Annotated in this window: 13 protein-coding genes; 1 reads left to right on the forward strand and 12 read right to left on the reverse strand. The window is 48.8% G+C overall.

The window, feature by feature from the left end; translation table 11 throughout:
* Positions 1 to 121 precede the first annotated feature (121 nt).
* The 10 genes from MKX74_RS14055 to MKX74_RS14100 all read right to left on the reverse strand — a co-directional run bounded on the left by MKX74_RS14055 (position 122) and on the right by MKX74_RS14100 (position 13,134).
* Positions 122 to 1,147 carry a polysaccharide pyruvyl transferase family protein gene (locus MKX74_RS14055; protein ID WP_341178834.1) on the reverse strand — a complete coding sequence of 342 codons (1,026 nt, stop codon included), beginning with the start codon at positions 1,145 to 1,147 and terminating at the stop codon, positions 122 to 124.
* A 483-nt stretch (positions 1,148 to 1,630) separates the two neighbouring features.
* Positions 1,631 to 2,836, reverse strand: a complete 1,206-nt coding sequence (locus tag MKX74_RS14060; protein ID WP_341178835.1) for an MFS transporter — start codon at positions 2,834 to 2,836, stop codon at positions 1,631 to 1,633.
* Positions 2,837 to 2,845: 9 nt separating this feature from the next.
* Positions 2,846 to 4,081, reverse strand: a complete 1,236-nt coding sequence (locus MKX74_RS14065) for a Xaa-Pro peptidase family protein (protein WP_341178836.1) — start codon at positions 4,079 to 4,081, stop codon at positions 2,846 to 2,848.
* 53 nt (positions 4,082 to 4,134) lie between these two features.
* Complete coding sequence (locus tag MKX74_RS14070; RefSeq protein WP_341178837.1) at positions 4,135 to 4,959, reverse strand: ABC transporter permease; 825 nt, start codon at positions 4,957 to 4,959, stop codon at positions 4,135 to 4,137.
* Positions 4,949 to 5,866, reverse strand: coding sequence for an ABC transporter permease (locus MKX74_RS14075; protein WP_341178838.1), 918 nt, complete (start codon positions 5,864 to 5,866; stop codon positions 4,949 to 4,951). The genes MKX74_RS14070 and MKX74_RS14075 overlap by 11 nt, the downstream gene beginning before the upstream one ends.
* Entirely contained in the window at positions 5,863 to 6,981 is a 1,119-nt protein-coding gene (locus MKX74_RS14080) for an ABC transporter ATP-binding protein (protein ID WP_341178839.1), read from the reverse strand. Before MKX74_RS14080 ends, MKX74_RS14075 begins: the two co-directional genes overlap by 4 nt.
* 36 nt (positions 6,982 to 7,017) lie before the next feature.
* The gene (locus MKX74_RS14085) at positions 7,018 to 8,154 is read right to left on the reverse strand and encodes an ABC transporter substrate-binding protein (protein ID WP_018884351.1); all 1,137 of its coding nucleotides are present in this window, start codon (positions 8,152 to 8,154) and stop codon (positions 7,018 to 7,020) included.
* A 102-nt stretch (positions 8,155 to 8,256) separates the two neighbouring features.
* On the reverse strand, positions 8,257 to 10,272 hold the full coding sequence (locus MKX74_RS14090) for a hydantoinase B/oxoprolinase family protein (protein ID WP_341178840.1): 2,016 nt from the start codon (positions 10,270 to 10,272) through the stop codon (positions 8,257 to 8,259).
* Positions 10,269 to 12,317 carry a hydantoinase/oxoprolinase family protein gene (locus MKX74_RS14095; protein WP_341178841.1) on the reverse strand — a complete coding sequence of 683 codons (2,049 nt, stop codon included), beginning with the start codon at positions 12,315 to 12,317 and terminating at the stop codon, positions 10,269 to 10,271. Before MKX74_RS14095 ends, MKX74_RS14090 begins: the two co-directional genes overlap by 4 nt.
* A gap of 79 nt (positions 12,318 to 12,396) precedes the next feature.
* The gene (locus tag MKX74_RS14100) at positions 12,397 to 13,134 is read right to left on the reverse strand and encodes a FadR/GntR family transcriptional regulator (RefSeq protein WP_018884348.1); all 738 of its coding nucleotides are present in this window, start codon (positions 13,132 to 13,134) and stop codon (positions 12,397 to 12,399) included.
* A 481-nt stretch (positions 13,135 to 13,615) separates the two neighbouring features.
* Between MKX74_RS14100 and MKX74_RS14105 the strand changes: the two genes are divergently transcribed.
* Positions 13,616 to 14,332 carry a DsbA family oxidoreductase gene (locus MKX74_RS14105; RefSeq protein WP_341178842.1) on the forward strand — a complete coding sequence of 239 codons (717 nt, stop codon included), beginning with the start codon at positions 13,616 to 13,618 and terminating at the stop codon, positions 14,330 to 14,332.
* A 252-nt stretch (positions 14,333 to 14,584) separates the two neighbouring features.
* Here MKX74_RS14105 and MKX74_RS14110 read toward each other — a convergent pair whose 3' ends face one another.
* On the reverse strand, positions 14,585 to 15,487 hold the full coding sequence (locus MKX74_RS14110) for a glycosyltransferase family 2 protein (RefSeq protein ID WP_341178843.1): 903 nt from the start codon (positions 15,485 to 15,487) through the stop codon (positions 14,585 to 14,587).
* A gap of 36 nt (positions 15,488 to 15,523) precedes the next feature.
* Positions 15,524 to 16,219, reverse strand: a complete 696-nt coding sequence (locus MKX74_RS14115) for a class I SAM-dependent methyltransferase (protein WP_025677151.1) — start codon at positions 16,217 to 16,219, stop codon at positions 15,524 to 15,526.
* Between the last annotated feature and the right edge of the window lie 105 nt (positions 16,220 to 16,324).

Genomic DNA, 16,324 nt, shown 5'->3' on the forward strand with positions numbered 1-16,324 from the left:
AATCTGCATGCTGCAAATACAATCTCCTCTAATCTTGTGTCCCATCACTTGTGGTACGGTTCTCCGCACTGTCTGTAACGGCAAGTTTTTAAGGCCATGCGCACACATGCTTTGGTTTATTTTAAGAATCCAAAGCATTTTTAAGAAATCGAAGTGAATCATGACGAAATGCACTTATTTTTGATTCGTCTATATGATGAAAAGTAACATCATCAACATTTAGAACATTGGATGTATCATAAACATAGCAAGAAGATAAGCCAAACGTATCCAGCAGAGCTATCAGTCTTGAATCCATTGATCTGGGGTCTTGTGGATTATCAGATACCGGGAAAACCAAAAATGGAACCTTATATAAAATGGCAAAAACAGCCCCATGAAAGGCACTAGTAATAAGATACTTAGCGTGTTTTATGTAACCTACAAATTCCTTCGGACCAACCGTAGCTGCTCCAGCAGTTGCAAGAGATATAATCTCGTATCCGTACTTTTGTGACAGTGCTTCAGCATATTCCTGAACTCCTGTATCTCGTAAATCATAAGTGAGTATATAGGCTTTTTCTGGTGGAGTAGCAGCTATATCATCCCATTCGGATTTATTAAGAAGCATTACAGGATCCAATACATGAGTGATCTCTCCATCTCTCATCGTTTTCACAAAAGGGATTGCAATTTTTTCACGAACAGAAACAAAGTCTAAAGTATTAACGTGTGGAGCAAGGATATTTTTTCGATCGGGCTCTATTTCTGCTCCTCCCATGCTTGCGGCATATGCAATTTTCGTTTTTGATGCTGGAACAAAAGAAAGTGCCATACAGGGTAAAATGCCATCGGAAATAACCCATGGTAAACCCCATATTTGGTCGCTACCGCAAACAAAAATATCGTAAATATCAACACATTCTGCAATATCAGATACTGTATATAAACGTTCGCTGTGGGGAATGCTCTCGGAAAAAGTGCTAAAATGTTCAGCACTTTTAGCACTTTCGTATGCTTGTAAGGTGTGTTCATTTAGCCACTTGAATGTAATTTGCTCACAATAAAATCCTAACTTAGCTATAGCTTTTTGCAGTGCATAAGCTCCAAGTTGGCCACCGTAATTATAATTTTTGTAATAAAGAGTAATAATTCCAACTCTCTTCATAATAATCTCCATTCCGACTACGTCGGCACAAACAGAAGTGAAAGAAAAGTGCCGAAAAGTCACATGAATTTGAATTTTTGTACCGCGACACCCTTTCGAATGCAATGGCACGGAGCTGAGGGAATAATACTCCAACAGTTATTTTAATAGTTCATAGATATTATTGATTGTTTTGCTTTATTCGCCTTATCTCCCATTATCAGTTCACCCTTTTGATGGTCTTCTAATATATCAGAGAGCACCATATAGTATTCGGTACCAAGAGGAAAGAAACCTGCCCGTTAAACGTTTCTTTAGCGGTGCCTGCCATAGAGGAGCCTTTCCCATTTCCGTAATTCGCATACAAAAAAATCCAGCTTCTCTTATGAGTAGCTGGATTGGAAGTTATCTTTCACATTAATCAACATAATTATTATTATGTTAACCATATGAGTGGATTAAAGTAAACAATTTGAGCGCTTCTCAGAAAGTTCCATATATATCCTATAATGGAGTTGTTTGATTTTTCGGACAACCAAGCTTACGTAAGGCATGACTCATGATCAGAGCTGCAATCATATAGCACACAATCATGCCAATGACACCCTTCCAGCCATAGTAAATATAGAATACCCCTCCTGCTGTGCCACTCACACTGGAGCCTACATAGTAACAGAACAAATATAGAGCAGAAGACTGAGCTTTATGCTCAGAGGCAAGCAGGCCGATCCAGCTACTGGCTATGGAATGTCCCCCAAAGAATCCGAACGTAAACAGGGATATTCCGAAGATCACAAGCCACAGCTGCTCTGCGAGTGTCATGACGGCTCCAGCTAAAATGATCCCTGCAGCAATACTTAGCACGATGTAACGCCCATAACGATCTGCTAGCCTTCCCATCCATGTCGAGCTGATTGTTCCCATGATATAGACCAGGAATATCCAGCCAACCAGAGATTGGCTTAGCTCATATGGCGGAGCCATCAGGCGATAGCCGATATAGTTGAAGAGCGTCACGAAGCTCCCCATCAGTACAAAGCCCAGACCATACAGACAAAGTAGCCGAGGGTCCTTGCACTGCTCCAGCAGCGTGCTGGTCAAGTCTCTAATGCGAAAGCGACGCTTCTGAAAATGTTGGGATGATGGCAGCCAATAGTAGAATAGGACAAAGGAGATCAGGCTAATCAGGCCAATGACCGCCAGGGCCACCCTCCAGTTCGCGACATCTGTCACAATGCCCGTCACTATTCTTCCGCCCATACCACCGATGGAATTACCGCTAATATACAATCCCATCGCATAGCCCAAGCTGACCGGATCAATCTCTTCACTAAGATACGTCATGGCAATCGCAGGTAGCCCAGCCAGGATCATTCCCTGGACAATCCGAAGCAGTAATACATATTCGAACCCTGGACTGACAGCTATCAGCAAGGTAATCACCGCTGCCCCGGCCAAGGAGCAGCACATGATGAATTTCCTTCCCTTCACATCCGAGATCGTCCCTACGAATAACATTGTCACTGCCATAGCAATGGTGCATATGGATAACGATAGGCTGGCGACAGCCGGAGATACGTCGAATTCCTTCGAGAACTCAGGCATGAGCGGCTGAAGACAGTACAAAATAGCGAAGGTGCTGAACCCTCCGGCGAACATGGCCAAGCTTGTTTTACGGAACAAGCCGGTTTCTTTTTGAATATAACTCATGCGAGAACCTCATTGCTGATATAGTTTGCGTTCCATATGTGTGATCGACTCGAACCCATCCTTGGTGACAATAACGGTATCTTCAATCTGAAAGCCTCCTGCACCGAGCTCATAGTATGGAACCTCTACACAGAACACCATGCCTTCCTCCAGTTCCCGCTGATCACCCGGAGCAAGTACGATATCATCATATAGCTCCAGGCCAATGGCATGTCCAACATGCTGGCGCCGATAGTGCGGAATTCCATTTTGCTGAACCGTTTGTACCGCTGCTTCAAAAATCTCGGATGCCTTCGCACCGGGCCGCACCAGCTCAAGTGCCCGCTCCCATCCGCTCTTGACAGCTGCAAAGTGATTGCGCTGCCATGGGGACGGAGAACCCAGCACAACGGTTCGACCTGTGTCTGCCCAATAGCCATCGAGCTGACAGCAAAGGTCAAAGCGTACCAGATCACCAGGCTGCACCCGATGGAAGTAACGTTCAATCAGTGGTAACGCGCTGCGTGGTCCTGCCCCGACTGCGACCATAGCAGGCACTCCTCCTGCTCTGACTACTTCTAGCCGGTAATGCTCAGCTAATTCCTCTTCGTGCACATTGGCCGCGATCTTGTGAATGAGCTCTAACTCAATCCGTTCATTTAATGCCGCAACTGTACGAAGACGCTGCAATTCAGTTGGAGTCTTGACCTGACGAATCTCCCGGAACAAGCCATACGCTGAACGGAGCGCCCCTGCAGAAAGACTGTCGCTTAAACGTTCATAGATCGCCGGAGACATCCGCATCTCATCGACGCCCAGTGGTCCATCATTCACATCGAGGTCCTTCAGCGCAGCTCGTAGTGCCTCCAGTGGCCCGGAGTATGTCTGTACTGAGCCTAACAAATGATACAAGAGATCAATATCGGCTGTAGAGGGCTTCCCATCTGGGGAGCCTTCAAGGAAGAAATCGCTGTAGAGATAAATGTCCGCCTCAGGCAGTCCCATCTGGGCAATCACTCCTAGCCGATTGGTCGGCATAATAAGCCGTGATCTTGCGTTAGCGTTCCGAGGAAGTACGGCATAGATCTGCATCGTCCAGTTCGTCGCCCGTAGCTGTGAACCGATGACGTAGGATACATTTTCAGGTGTGGTGGCAACCAGCGCCTGCAGACCCTCTCGCTCCATAATGTATTCAGCACGTTTCCGATGTGCAGTACTTGCAGAATCGGCAGATACTGTGTTCCTCATCTCCAATGGATTGTTCATGCAGCATATTACCTCCTTGCTTCGTTCTGTATCAACAGGTACCGTCTATCCTATTACTTGTCATGTTGCTTATTCACAAACTTCTGCACCTCAGGCACAGATCGAAGCATCAGCTTCAGTCCGAAGAAGAGCAATATGGCGAACAGCAGCATTAATGTAGAGACTACTGCAATTGTAGGGTCTTGCCATTTTTCCATGTACAGGAACAATTCAATTGGCAGTGTATAATTGGGTGGCCTTAGGATCAACAAAGCGGTTTCTACCTGATCAAAAGTGAATATAAAAGAAAGAGCACCACTAAGCAGCAAGCCAAGCTTCATTTGGGGTAAGGTCACCGTGAAAAACACCCGGATGGGTCCTCCCCCCAGGTCCGCCGCAGCTTCCTCGTATTCTTTCTTGATGTTGGCCAATGTACTGCCCACAATGGCGAGCACAAAGGGCAATACTGTCACCGCCTCACCCAGGATGAGTGCAAATAAGCCCCCGGCAATCTTCAGCTTGGAGAATAGAATGAGATAAGCCACGCCCAGCGCAATCTTTGGAACGACCATCGGTGACATGAAGATAGCCCGCAGTAGATTTCTTCCGGGGAACTCGTAGCGCTGTATGGCAAGGGCTGCAAGCGTCCCTGCGACAAGTGCCAGTATAGTGGAACATAATGATGTAAATACACTATTTCCAAAAGCCTGCAAAAACTGCGGCTGCGACGACAGATTCTCATACCAGCGGAAGGATAAGCCCTTCGGCGGAAATACACTATAAGCCGCAGAATTCAGAGAAGTAATCACGACGATGACCAGCGGGGTCGCCAAAAAAATACATACTAGCCATGCCGCCGCAGTTAGTAGGCCAGTAATCCATAATGGTCTATGCCGCACGCTCCATGCCTCCTCTCGAACGCAGGAAGGTCAAGCGATCTGCTAGACGATTTAGTAGCCATACTACGGCTGTAGAGGATACGATCAGGAACAGACTGGCTACGGCAGCAATCGGCCAATTGGTATCCAGGGTCCGCTGATAGATGAATGTCGGCAGCGTCATGACTCGGCCCCCGCCGATTAAAGCAGGTGTCGTGAATGCCGTTAGACACAGTGTAAATACAATCTGAACGCCTGACACAATGCCCCGAACCGATAATGGCAAGGTTATCGTTAAAAAGGTCTGCAGACTGCCCGCACCGAGATCATGCGCTGCTGCCTTCAGCTGGCCTTGCTGCTGATCCAGCACGCTCAGAATGGGAATGACCATGAAGGGCAAGAAAATATGCACGAGTGCGATAATAACCCCTACTTCATTAAACGTCATCTCATATCCAGTGTCCGTGATCCCGCTCTGAATGAATAACCAATTCACAAGTCCCTGGCGGGAGAGCAATACCATCCACGCGTATGACTTCACAACGGCACTGACCAGAAGCGGCATGAACGTGATCAGCAAGATCATCTGACGCCAGGTACCATTACGTAGCTGGGAAATGTAATAGGCCAGCGGATAGGCCAGCAATAGCGTAATTCCGGTTACTTTTAGTGTGAGACTGAAGGTGTCGCGGATAATACTCCAGTAATACGGGTCTGCCAGGAAGGCAATATACGCATCCCATTGAAAGGCAGGCATTAATCTCCCATTCTCAAAGGCATCAAAGCTGTATCTGCCAAAGATGAGCAGCGAGCCGATAAATACAATGCCCATCAAGAGTAAAGAAGGGACAAGCAGCAGGAGCGGCGTTATCCATGACGAGTGCTTCGGCGTCAGCCAGCTCAGCACACGGTCAACCCGATGCTTCACGAGCTTCCCTCCTCCCGGCGAGTCAAATAGATTCCATCCTGCACATTCCAGCCAACCGTCACCATATCCCCCGCCGCATAGCGAATCTTTCCGGGAGCATGAGGGACATTCGCCAGCAAGGTCAATTGCCCATCAATGCGAAGCTCGTAGCGTAGCAGGGTACCTGCATAATGAACCTCTGTGACGAGTGCCTTCAGTCGATTATCCAGTTGCTCTGCCTCTTCTCCCATACGAATATACTCATGACGAATGGAAATGTCTCCACGCTCGCCCAGCTCGACCTTGCCTGTCTTTGGCGGCTTCACATGTATGGTGAATTGTCCCTCCATGGTAGTAATCGTCATACGGGCCTCATCCATGCTTTGCACCTGAGCCGGCAGCAGATTGGTATCACCGATGAACTTGGCCACAAATTGGTTCACAGGCTGCTCATAGATTTCATCCGGTGTACCGTACTGTAGCAGAACCCCCTGATACATGACACCTATACGGTCTGATACGTTCAAAGCCTCGCTCTGATCATGGGTTACGAAGATAAAGGTCGTGCCCGATTCACGTTGGATTCGCTTAAGCTCCTTCTGCATATCTAGTCTTAGCTGCGCATCCAAGGCGGACAATGGCTCATCCAGCAGCAATACCTTCGGCTCATTGACGAGCGCTCTTGCAATGGCTACCCGCTGGGCCTGTCCTCCCGAGAGCTGAGAGATCGCGCGACGTCCATAGTCTGGTAGCTGCACCAATGCCAAAGCTCGTTCTACCCGCGAACGAATCTCGGTCTTGGGCAAGCGCTTCATCTTAAGTCCATAGGCTATATTATTGTAGACATCCATGTGCGGAAAGAGTGCCAGCTGTTGAAAGATCATGTTCGTGTCTCTTCCATAAGAAGGGACACGGGTCACATCCTTCTCAGACAGATAGATGGAGCCTTCATCCGGCAGCTCTAAGCCTCCCAGCATCCGCAGCAGTGTGGTCTTCCCACAGCCGCTTGGTCCAAGCAGAGAGACGAACTCTCCCTGCTTGACCTGAAAGGATACATGCTTGACAGCAAAGTTGCTGCCATATCGCTTCACCACCTGACGCGCTTCGATCGCTGTTTGATTTCCCATTACGGACATGACTGTGCCTCCTCTTGTGCGCTTCCCTGTTGCTGGTTACAGTTTAGTCTTGACAATTCGATCCCACAGGTCTTTCCAGACTGAGGCATTCTGAGCCATGGTAGACCATTCAGGATTCAGGCCCTTATTCTGCTCCTCTACGGAGAAGGAAGGATCATCCTTGAATTTGTCTGGTACCTGTGCAGCTGTACTCGTGAACGGTGTACCCGTTGCTTCGGCGTATTTTTGCAGATTTTCGGCAGCCAGCAGCTCATTAATGATTTCATTCGCTACTCTGATCTGTTCTGGTGAAGAACCTTTGACTACCTGTAGTGAGTACGGGAACGATACGAAGCCTTCCTTCGGAATGACGACCTCAAGCGGTGCTCCTTCCTCATCAATCCAGGTCTGTGCAGTCTGGGAGCTGAACGGTGCAATCAACGCTTCACCAGAGATCAGCATGTTCTTGAGTTGGTCGTTAGAGGTAACTAGTGTACGAATCTGATCCGTGTGCTCAGCCCAGAAGTTGAAGGCAGGCTCCGGATTCTCATAGGTTGCTCCCAGCTCCTGACCCTTCAACTCAATGACGGGTGCGATATAGGCATAGAACATGTAATCCCAGAGGGCAACCTTATCCTTGAACTCTGGATTCTCCCAGAGATCACTCCAGCTGGTTGGAGGTGTCTTTACCAGATCCTTGTTATAGACAAGAGCGAAATTCGTGACCCCCCATACAATGCCACGATTATCCGGTGTGTGGTATTGCTCCGGTATATCCTTCATGTTCGTGACGATCGTTGGATCAAGCGCTTCCCACATATCATCGTTAATCCCCTTGGCGGAGGCATCTGCATTGAAATAACCGAAATTCACAACCGGATTATTCGGGTCTGCATTTTTGGCAGCAACCATTTTCGGATACATGACAGAGTTAGAAGATTCCTCAAAGGTCACTTCGACATTCGGATGATTCTTCACATATTCGGCAACGACTTCCTTAGGAACGACATCCTGATTCGCACCCGCCCAGATGAACATGGTGAGCTTGATTTTCTCACCGTTATCTCCAGATGCTGCAGGATCTGCGGGTGTAGCTGCTGGCTCTGCTGCATTTCCGCATGCGCTTAAGAGGAGCATCGTGAGTGTAAGGAGTAACGAGAGCCAGGTCGCAGACTTTCTAAATGGTTGTTTCATGAACAATTACCTCCCTTAATAATGAGCTAACGATAATTTGCCTTCCCTAGATCTTCAGATTAGACCATCACCGAACGCCAATATAGGCTAGCTAATCCAGGGCTATGCATATTGCGATACAATGCTCTGATGAAGCTGATTCATGATCGTGGCAGCGTCTGCTGGTCGAGGCACCTCCCCTCGCAGCGCACGTGCATCCATATCCTGCATCGTACGTCGTTTCAAATAATCGCGTAGAGCAAGAGGATATTGCAACAGCGCTGCATTCACGGCGAGCTGCAGCTCATCAGTCCATACAGTCTCATAGTCTTCACGCTTAGGGCCGAAGTCGAATGGAGACTGCTTGCGTTCTCCTCCCGCCCGTACTGCTGCAGTCTCGGCTTCGTTAACTTCATCGTCATGAATCACAACGCCATATTCGTCAAGAGCTGACTCTGCTGACAGTAGACCATTTCGCACATCCTGGTGAACCTGATCCGTCGCCCGTTCATAAGGATGACCATATCCACCACCACCTTGGGAGAAAAATGTAACAGAATCACCCGGCTGTAGCAGTAACTCATCAATTCGTCCCGTCACCAGCTCATCGGGCAATCCAGCATTCTTCACTGCTATGCCAGCCGCACCAGCCTTGCCCCCAAGTCTGCCCCATGGCTGAAACTGCATCCTCTCCATATTCCGCGCCGTCAGCACTGTATCGGGACTAAGTACCTTGAGCTGTAGCTCAATTCCCGAGCCCCCGCGATACTTGCCAGCTCCAGCCGAATCCGCCCGCAGCCCATAACGCTCGATCAGGATTGGCATATCTGCTTCTACCGTCTCTGCTGGAATATTCCTGAGATGGCCGACGGCAAAATCCATGCCATCAATGCCATCCTTCATGGGCCTTGCGCCTGAGCCCCCGCAGATCGGCTGAATGACGCCCACCTTGCGCTTGCCTGTTACCGGATCGGTCATGGCAAGCATGATAATGGCAGCCTGTCCAGCGCCAGCCGCAGGCAGCTTGTTCTCCTGCGCCTTGCTCAGCGCACCTGTTAACACATCCATGAGACGGATAAATGTCGCGGCACGGGCACCGATCGCAGCTGGAAATTCCGGGTTCAGAATGCTGGCTAGTGGTGCATCATTGGAAATCATGCGAACCATACCCGAGTTCCAGGGAATGGATGGGTCCAGTGTTCGGAAATACCGAATCAGTGCTGGCACTAAGTAATAGTGTCCTTGCTTGTTCAGCGTAGGAATATTAAAGGACGCTCGCACTTGTGGATCGGTCCCCTTGAAATCAAGAAAAATCTCATCAGCCGCCACGACCATTCGACAGCGCAGGCGTACCGGGTAGCCACCGGGACCATCCTCAATGTAATCCCAGAATTCATAAGCACCGTCAGGAATGTCCTGTATGATCTGCCGAACCCGTACTTCTGCGTAGGACAACAAATCCTCGATTCCCTGCTCCACCTTCAACAGACCGTAACGGGTGATTAGCTCCTGTATGCGCTGCTCTCCACGATGAAGCCCTGCCATGAGAGCACGAAGATCTCCCCAGTTCTGATCAGGAATACGGCAGTTATCAAGAAAAATGCGCAGTAGCTGCTCATTCAGCACGCCCTTGTCATAGAGTTTCATTGGCGCGAGTCGGATTCCTTCCTGATGAATGTCATACGAGCTCGGCGAGACGCTGCCAGGTACCTTGCCACCCACATCCGAGGAATGAATGAAGCATAGGCCGTAAGCTACAATCTTGTTGTCATAAAAGATAGGCTTTAGCAAATATACATCCGGCAAGTGGGTAGCCATCCCACCTGTGGAATATGGATCATTACAGATGACAACGTCACCCTCATGCCATTCTCCAATAGTAGCCAGTACATCTTCTACCGGAATACCAAGCGAAAGGCTGTATCCCGTATCCAACGGGGAACCAAAGGTCTCGCCTGTGGCTGACAGGAGGTAAGTACCGAAATCTCCCGTCTCTTTGACAAAGGCCGTAAAGCCTGTTCTCAGCACCACATTTGCCATTTCCTCAACAATTGCCTGTACCCGGTTTTTGAATATCTCCAGAAACACACGATCTGTTGTCATGCCTTCGATCTGGGTATCAACTTGCTGACCACTCATGCTTCCACCTCCCCAACGATGTTACCCTGCTTATCAGCCTGTACCCGGTAGCCTGGTGGAACGAAGACAGTTGTATCATACTCCTCGACGATGACGGGCCCTGAGAGCCATTCCTGAAGAGATAGACTCGCCCGGCTAACAACACTAGCCTCCCACTCGGCCCCATCGAACTGAATAAGGCGGAAGTCGCTAACTTTACTCTCTGTCTGCCGAAGGGGCTGATGCGAGCCTGCTGGCTTGCGGGTTACACCGACAATTGTGACTCGCAAGTTAACAAAGGACACAGGCGCACTCTGCTGACTGATGCCAAAAATGCTCTCATATTGGCTGTGAAAACGCTCGATAGCCGTCTGAATCCATCCCCAACCCTCCTCAGCATGAGCTGGGAGCTGCACTTCAATATCAAAGGCCTGACCCTCATATCGCATGTCCGCACTGTAGAGCAAGTAAGTCGATTCCAGCGGTATCCCACGACTACTCTCTTCCTCCAGCCACCGTTGCCCTTGCCCAGCTAATCTGGCGTACAGCTGCTCCAATTCTCCGTCCTGCAACTGATCCCCACTTTTATATAAGGTGTGTACAAAATCATTTCGCAGATCCGCTACAATGCAGCCCGTCGCGCATAGGGTGCCGGGGGATGGAGGAATGAGCACCTTTGTAATACCCACCTCTCTTGCTAGCAGAAAGGCATGTGTTGGACCTGCTCCTCCGTAAGCCAGCAACGTGTAATCACGCGGATCAATCCCTTTGCGTGCCATCAATGGAGTGAACTGGGCATACATATTCGAAGTCGCCACATCCAGAATGGCCTGCGCGGTCTGCGTGGGGCTCAGCCCAAGAGGGCTACCCAGCGCGGCAAGTGCTTGCTTGGACAATTCAGGATTCAGCTGCATGCCTCCTCCCAAAAAACGGTCAGGATGGATTATTCCCAGTTGTACATAGGCATCCGTCGTGGTGGCCTGCTCTCCGCCTCTGCCATAGCAGGCTGGACCCGGATCTGCACCAGCGCTCATCGGACCGACCTTGAGAACCCCCGCCGAGTCAATCCAGGCGATAGAGCCTCCTCCGGCACCAATCGCTGTCACATCAACAGCCGGGATAATGACCGGAAAATCACCGATTTGATTCTCGGTAGAATATGCAGGTTCTCCATCAATCAAGGCAACGTCTACACTGGTTCCTCCCATATCGAAGGTAATAATCTTGTCCATACCAGCCATTCTTGCTACATAGGTAGCTCCGATTACGCCAGAAGCTGGACCAGATAACAGGGTCTTTACCGGCTCTGCTGCCGCTCTCTCTGCTGTCATCACCCCGCCATTAGACATGGTGGATAGCACCTGTGCATTCATCCCGCGCTCTCTTGTGCCTTGTAAAAGTCCACGGAAATATTCACTCATTCGGGAGCCTACATATGCGTTCATCACCGTGACCAAAGTCCGCTCGTATTCACGTTGCTGTGGCCACACCTCACTACTGGAGCACACGAATAGCTGTGGGAATTCCCGGCGGATCAGTTCCACAGCCTGCTGCTCATGTGCCGCATTGTGATATGCATGCAGGAATGAGACTGCTATGGCGGTTACTCCCTCTTTTACAAGAGCCTGGACTTCTATCCTGAGTTCATTCTCATCTAATGCCTGATATTCGCGCCCACTCGCTAGCATTCGTTCGTCTACCTCACGCACGAGATATCTGGGAACTAAAGGTATTGTCTTGTCCCCATACAGGTCGGTCGTGTTCTCCAACCGTAGACGACGGATCTCCAGCACATCCCGGAACCCCTTCGTTACTAGCAGTCCTGTGGTAGCGCCATTACGTTCAATGAGCGTATTTACCCCAAGTGTAGTGCCATGCACGAACAGCTCTACCTCAGCAGGCTGTATATTTCTTTCCTTTAACTGCTCAATCGCGTTAAATATGGCCTGCTCCGGTGCCGAGGGTACCGAAGGTGTTTTGAGTGCGTGCGTGTGACCCGCTTCATCTGTTAGCATGACATCTGTAAATGTCCCCCCGATATCAATGCCGAGCCTGTATGTTGACATGTCTGTTCCCCCTAATTGCCAGTCCAATACCTCATGCTGCCTAGCCCTGACCTAGAATGTCCCTCGCTTGTGAACAACGTTATTGCTGAGCATGAATCTGATCGTAATATTTATGAACATCCTCAATCATCTGATTAATGTGCGTAACCATGGCCGATGCTGCTTCATATGGAGAGCCGGTGGCGATACATTCTACAATCTTCTGATGATCGACGACCAGCTCGCTCCCTACAGACCTGCGAATCAGTGCAGTAGCGGGAAGATGTGCTCCTTCACCCCATACGAGCTGCAGTGCATGCAGAAGAATGAAATTCCCTGAGGCTTTGGCGATTAATTCATGGAATTCCCGATCCTCCTGGATTGGAATCTTACCATCAGCCATTAATTTATTCTGGCGCGCAATGGATTCCCATAGCATATTTACCTGCTCCTCTGTAGCATGCTGAGCCGCCAGCCATACCGTCTCTCTTTCGAGGGCTCGTCTTGCGACAAGCAGATCAATAAGCGACTGCTTGTCCGATACATGCAGAGCCTGCATCAGCTTGGCGTTGTCACGGAACTTGGCCAGCTCCCGCTCAAGGCTCTTGAGTCGCTCTCGTCCGGTTGTTGCAAGTACACGCCCTTTTCGCCCCACACTTTCGGTATAGCCCAGAGCATCGAATTCCATCAGCTTTCTGCCGATCGAAGCCTGACTTAGTCCAAATTCCTTGTCCATGACTAGCACGAGCGTCGTCGCTCCTACAGGCGTATCGTATTTGGAAAGGTGTAACAACAGATCGTGTTCCAGCTTTAATTGCTCATAATCCTTGGTCAGCATGTAAACCTCCACATCATTACTTGTTACTAATCAGAGATGATTAACGAGTCTCGAAAAAGCAACATTCAGTTATTTTCGGATTATATTCCCATATTTTTCTTATAAAATCAGTATTTATCAATTAGTAGACTCTTGGTCTGAGAGGGATTAATTACGTTGAATACCAATAAGTTCCCTCGCTCTGATATAAGTCATTTTAGCTTGTTTATGAGATGATTTCCATATATTTGTATCAAATTGAAATCATATTTTGTAATTTTATAGTATTAAATGTGACTAATTTTAGATTAGAGCATCTGTTCTCCAGACTACTGATCTGAATTAGGGTGATTATATTCCCTCCCACAAATATTTGTCAATAATTCTTATGAGTTAACTTGGTATAATTCATTTTGAATTTTACTCTTAGATTGATTATAATTTGATTGATTATGTAACTATCAATGTTTCATTTACTGCAATAACAATTGGAGGTCTATTGATGAATATTGAAATTTGGTCCGATTATATGTGTCCATTCTGCTATATTGGCAAACGCCGTCTGGAGCAGGTGCTTGCCACATTCCCTCACCGGGATGAAGTCGAAATTACATTCAAGAGCTTTGAATTAAACCCAGACGCCGAGCTCAATAGCGGAAAAACAATCAAAGAGGAGCTATCTGCAAAATACGGCGTAAGCCTGGAGGAAGCGCAGGCCATGAATGATAACATGAAGGCTAACGCAAGAACTGCAGGACTGGAGTATCAGATCGATGACATGGTGCCAACCAATTCATTCGATGCTCACCGCTTGACACATTGGGCAGCCGCCAATCATAAGATGCTTGAATTAAGTGAGCGCTTGTTCGAGGCTGTGTTCATGGAAGGGAAGCATATCGGGCAGCCAGATACGCTAGCGGCTTTGGCTGCTGAAGTGGGGCTGGATCGAGATCAGGCGTCGGCCGTGCTTGCGAGTGATCAGTATGCAACTGAGGTTCGTTCGGATGAGGCTGAAGGTAGCCAGCTTGGAGTTCGCGGAGTGCCATTCTTTGTGTTCGATCGCAAATTCGCGGTGTCAGGCGCACAGCCACCAGAGGTATTCAGAGACGCGCTTCAGAAAGCCTGGGCAGAGAGATCACCCCTGACTGTGCTGAATTCCACTGATGACGATGGCGGTAATGTCTGTACGGACGAAGGCTGCGATATTCCTAAGTCTTAATCTGGAATAAGAGCTTGATCGGTTCAATTCATTAGCTTCAGCTTCAAACACGAGTAATATCAAAAAACAGTCCGATATAGCTTGAGTAATCTTCCAGTCAAGTCATGGCATGTAGTGCCAATAATGTTGACAAGAGCATTCCTCGGCTACCATCGGACTGTCTTTTGGACTAGACCCAACTTGCTATACACTCATCACCCTACTGTTACCTGTTACCCTTGCACGTGTTGCACGAAATGGTTAAATTGTTGATTAGTCTTCTTGATCGGTTGCTGAATCCTCCGTCTTAACAGATGGCTCCGTATTGGCCGCTTCCTGCCTAACTGACATTAAAGGGATACAATGCCGCTCTGGTATGAAGATCGTATCTCGCAAGACGATGTCTGTCGGATTGTAGCCACGCAGTGCAATCTCAAAGGCTGACAATCCTACATTCCATTTCTCACGGAAGCGCTCCGCATTCTCCATTGACGTTAGCCGGTAGCCAACCTGTGCTGCGGTGTGCTCAAACGTTCCCTGTCCCTTATGATAGATAAATACATCCTGTGCCACCCACAGGGCATACCCTGCAATCCGAATGCGCAGCGAGAGATCGTCATCCTCATAATTCCCTGGAAAAAAACGTTCATCCAGCCCGCCAATCCGCTCTAGTACCTCTCTCTTGATCAGCATACAGAAGCCAATCAGCTTATGGGAATAAAAGCCTTGGCCGTGATGCGTATTAGCTCGGTGTGCAGCGTATGCATCAATGTCGGCTACATTGTTCCCGTTATAATCGTACACACACTGTATCGGCGCAACATGAGTCGCTACGGGCCCCACCGCCCCTAACTCGGGTTGCTTTTCCAGGCGTTCCATCAATTTTCCCAGCCAATGCTTCGTTACGATCGTGTCATTATTCAATAGCAGCAGGTATTTACCCTCTGCAGCTAGTAGACCCTGATTGCATCCAGCCGCAAATCCCGCGTTATAGTCATTACAGATAAGTCTGGACTGTGGAACCGTCTTCAGGTACTCCACGGTGCCGTCAGTTGAAGCATTGTCTACAAAAATTAGCTCGAACGGCTCCGGAGTATGTCTAAAGATGCTGTCCACACAATCACGTGTCATGTCCAGACCGTTATGGGTCAGAATGATAATAGATGTTAGGCTCATAGGCCGCCTCCTTTCCCTTTGCCCTTATCTCAAGCGCTATAGCCCTGAGGTATTTACAATGAATGAAATCACCGGATTCAGCTCCGAATCCTCAGGAAGCAGTATACCCAGACCATTGTTGGAATGCAGTAAATACAGCTTCAGCTTGACCTCGGATTGCTTCACAAAATCTTCCACCGCCGTCAGTACACCGTTTCGCTCCCCATATTCCGTGAGAGCATTATGTACCGTGTGATTGAAAGCTCCTTCGACCAGCGCGGATGAGCCTGGAACGATCCCACTCAAGGCACATGGCTGGCGCTGCTCCTCCGGCACATTATCAGGGTCGTAATACATATCTCGCCGTCCATACGGCCACGCAGTATCATGTAGCAAAATGACCGGGAACCTCCCACTGAGCTTTGCCATATCCTCTGCATGCTTCAGCTCATGATAGACAGTGTAGTAATTGTGATCGCCATCAATTAGAAGCAGGTCATACTGTTCAAGCTCGGGTAATGCCTCCAGGCTGAGCTGCTGACGAAGCTCGAACTTCTCCCGGTAATAAATCTTCATCCACTCCACCTCAAATTTAGGATGGGGATCAATGACATAGCAGACGGCGTCCAGATGCTTGCAGTAATCCAGAAGCTTCACCGTGTTCAGCCCGGTCAGGGAGCCTATCTCCACAATGGATGACGGCTGTACTACGGCCAAAATCGGTTTGATCACTTTCTCCCAGAATCGATGCACGAAAGTGTCTCTCCCTTCAGAGTGATTAGAAAAACAGGTCTCAAGTAGTGTATGTAGGCGGGGTGGGTTGTGGAACCGGAACTTTTCTCTATATAGATATGTGGG

The organism is Paenibacillus sp. FSL K6-1230 (assembly GCF_038002385.1).
Taxonomy (GTDB): Bacteria; Bacillota; Bacilli; order Paenibacillales; family Paenibacillaceae; genus Paenibacillus; species Paenibacillus massiliensis.

Bases quoted from the DNA above. Each gene is read 5' to 3' on its own strand.
- MKX74_RS14055 (WP_341178834.1), bottom strand. From the start codon at position 1,147: ATGAAGAGAGTTGGAATTATTACTCTTTATTACAAAAATTATAATTAC.
- MKX74_RS14060 (WP_341178835.1), bottom strand. From the start codon at position 2,836: ATGAGTTATATTCAAAAAGAAACCGGCTTGTTCCGTAAAACAAGCTTG.
- MKX74_RS14065 (WP_341178836.1), bottom strand. From the start codon at position 4,081: ATGAACAATCCATTGGAGATGAGGAACACAGTATCTGCCGATTCTGCA.
- MKX74_RS14080 (WP_341178839.1), bottom strand. From the start codon at position 6,981: ATGTCCGTAATGGGAAATCAAACAGCGATCGAAGCGCGTCAGGTGGTG.
- MKX74_RS14085 (WP_018884351.1), bottom strand. From the start codon at position 8,154: ATGAAACAACCATTTAGAAAGTCTGCGACCTGGCTCTCGTTACTCCTT.
- MKX74_RS14090 (WP_341178840.1), bottom strand. From the start codon at position 10,272: ATGAGTGGTCAGCAAGTTGATACCCAGATCGAAGGCATGACAACAGAT.
- MKX74_RS14095 (WP_341178841.1), bottom strand. From the start codon at position 12,317: ATGTCAACATACAGGCTCGGCATTGATATCGGGGGGACATTTACAGAT.
- MKX74_RS14100 (WP_018884348.1), bottom strand. From the start codon at position 13,134: ATGCTGACCAAGGATTATGAGCAATTAAAGCTGGAACACGATCTGTTG.
- MKX74_RS14105 (WP_341178842.1), top strand. From the start codon at position 13,616: ATGAATATTGAAATTTGGTCCGATTATATGTGTCCATTCTGCTATATT.
- MKX74_RS14110 (WP_341178843.1), bottom strand. From the start codon at position 15,487: ATGAGCCTAACATCTATTATCATTCTGACCCATAACGGTCTGGACATG.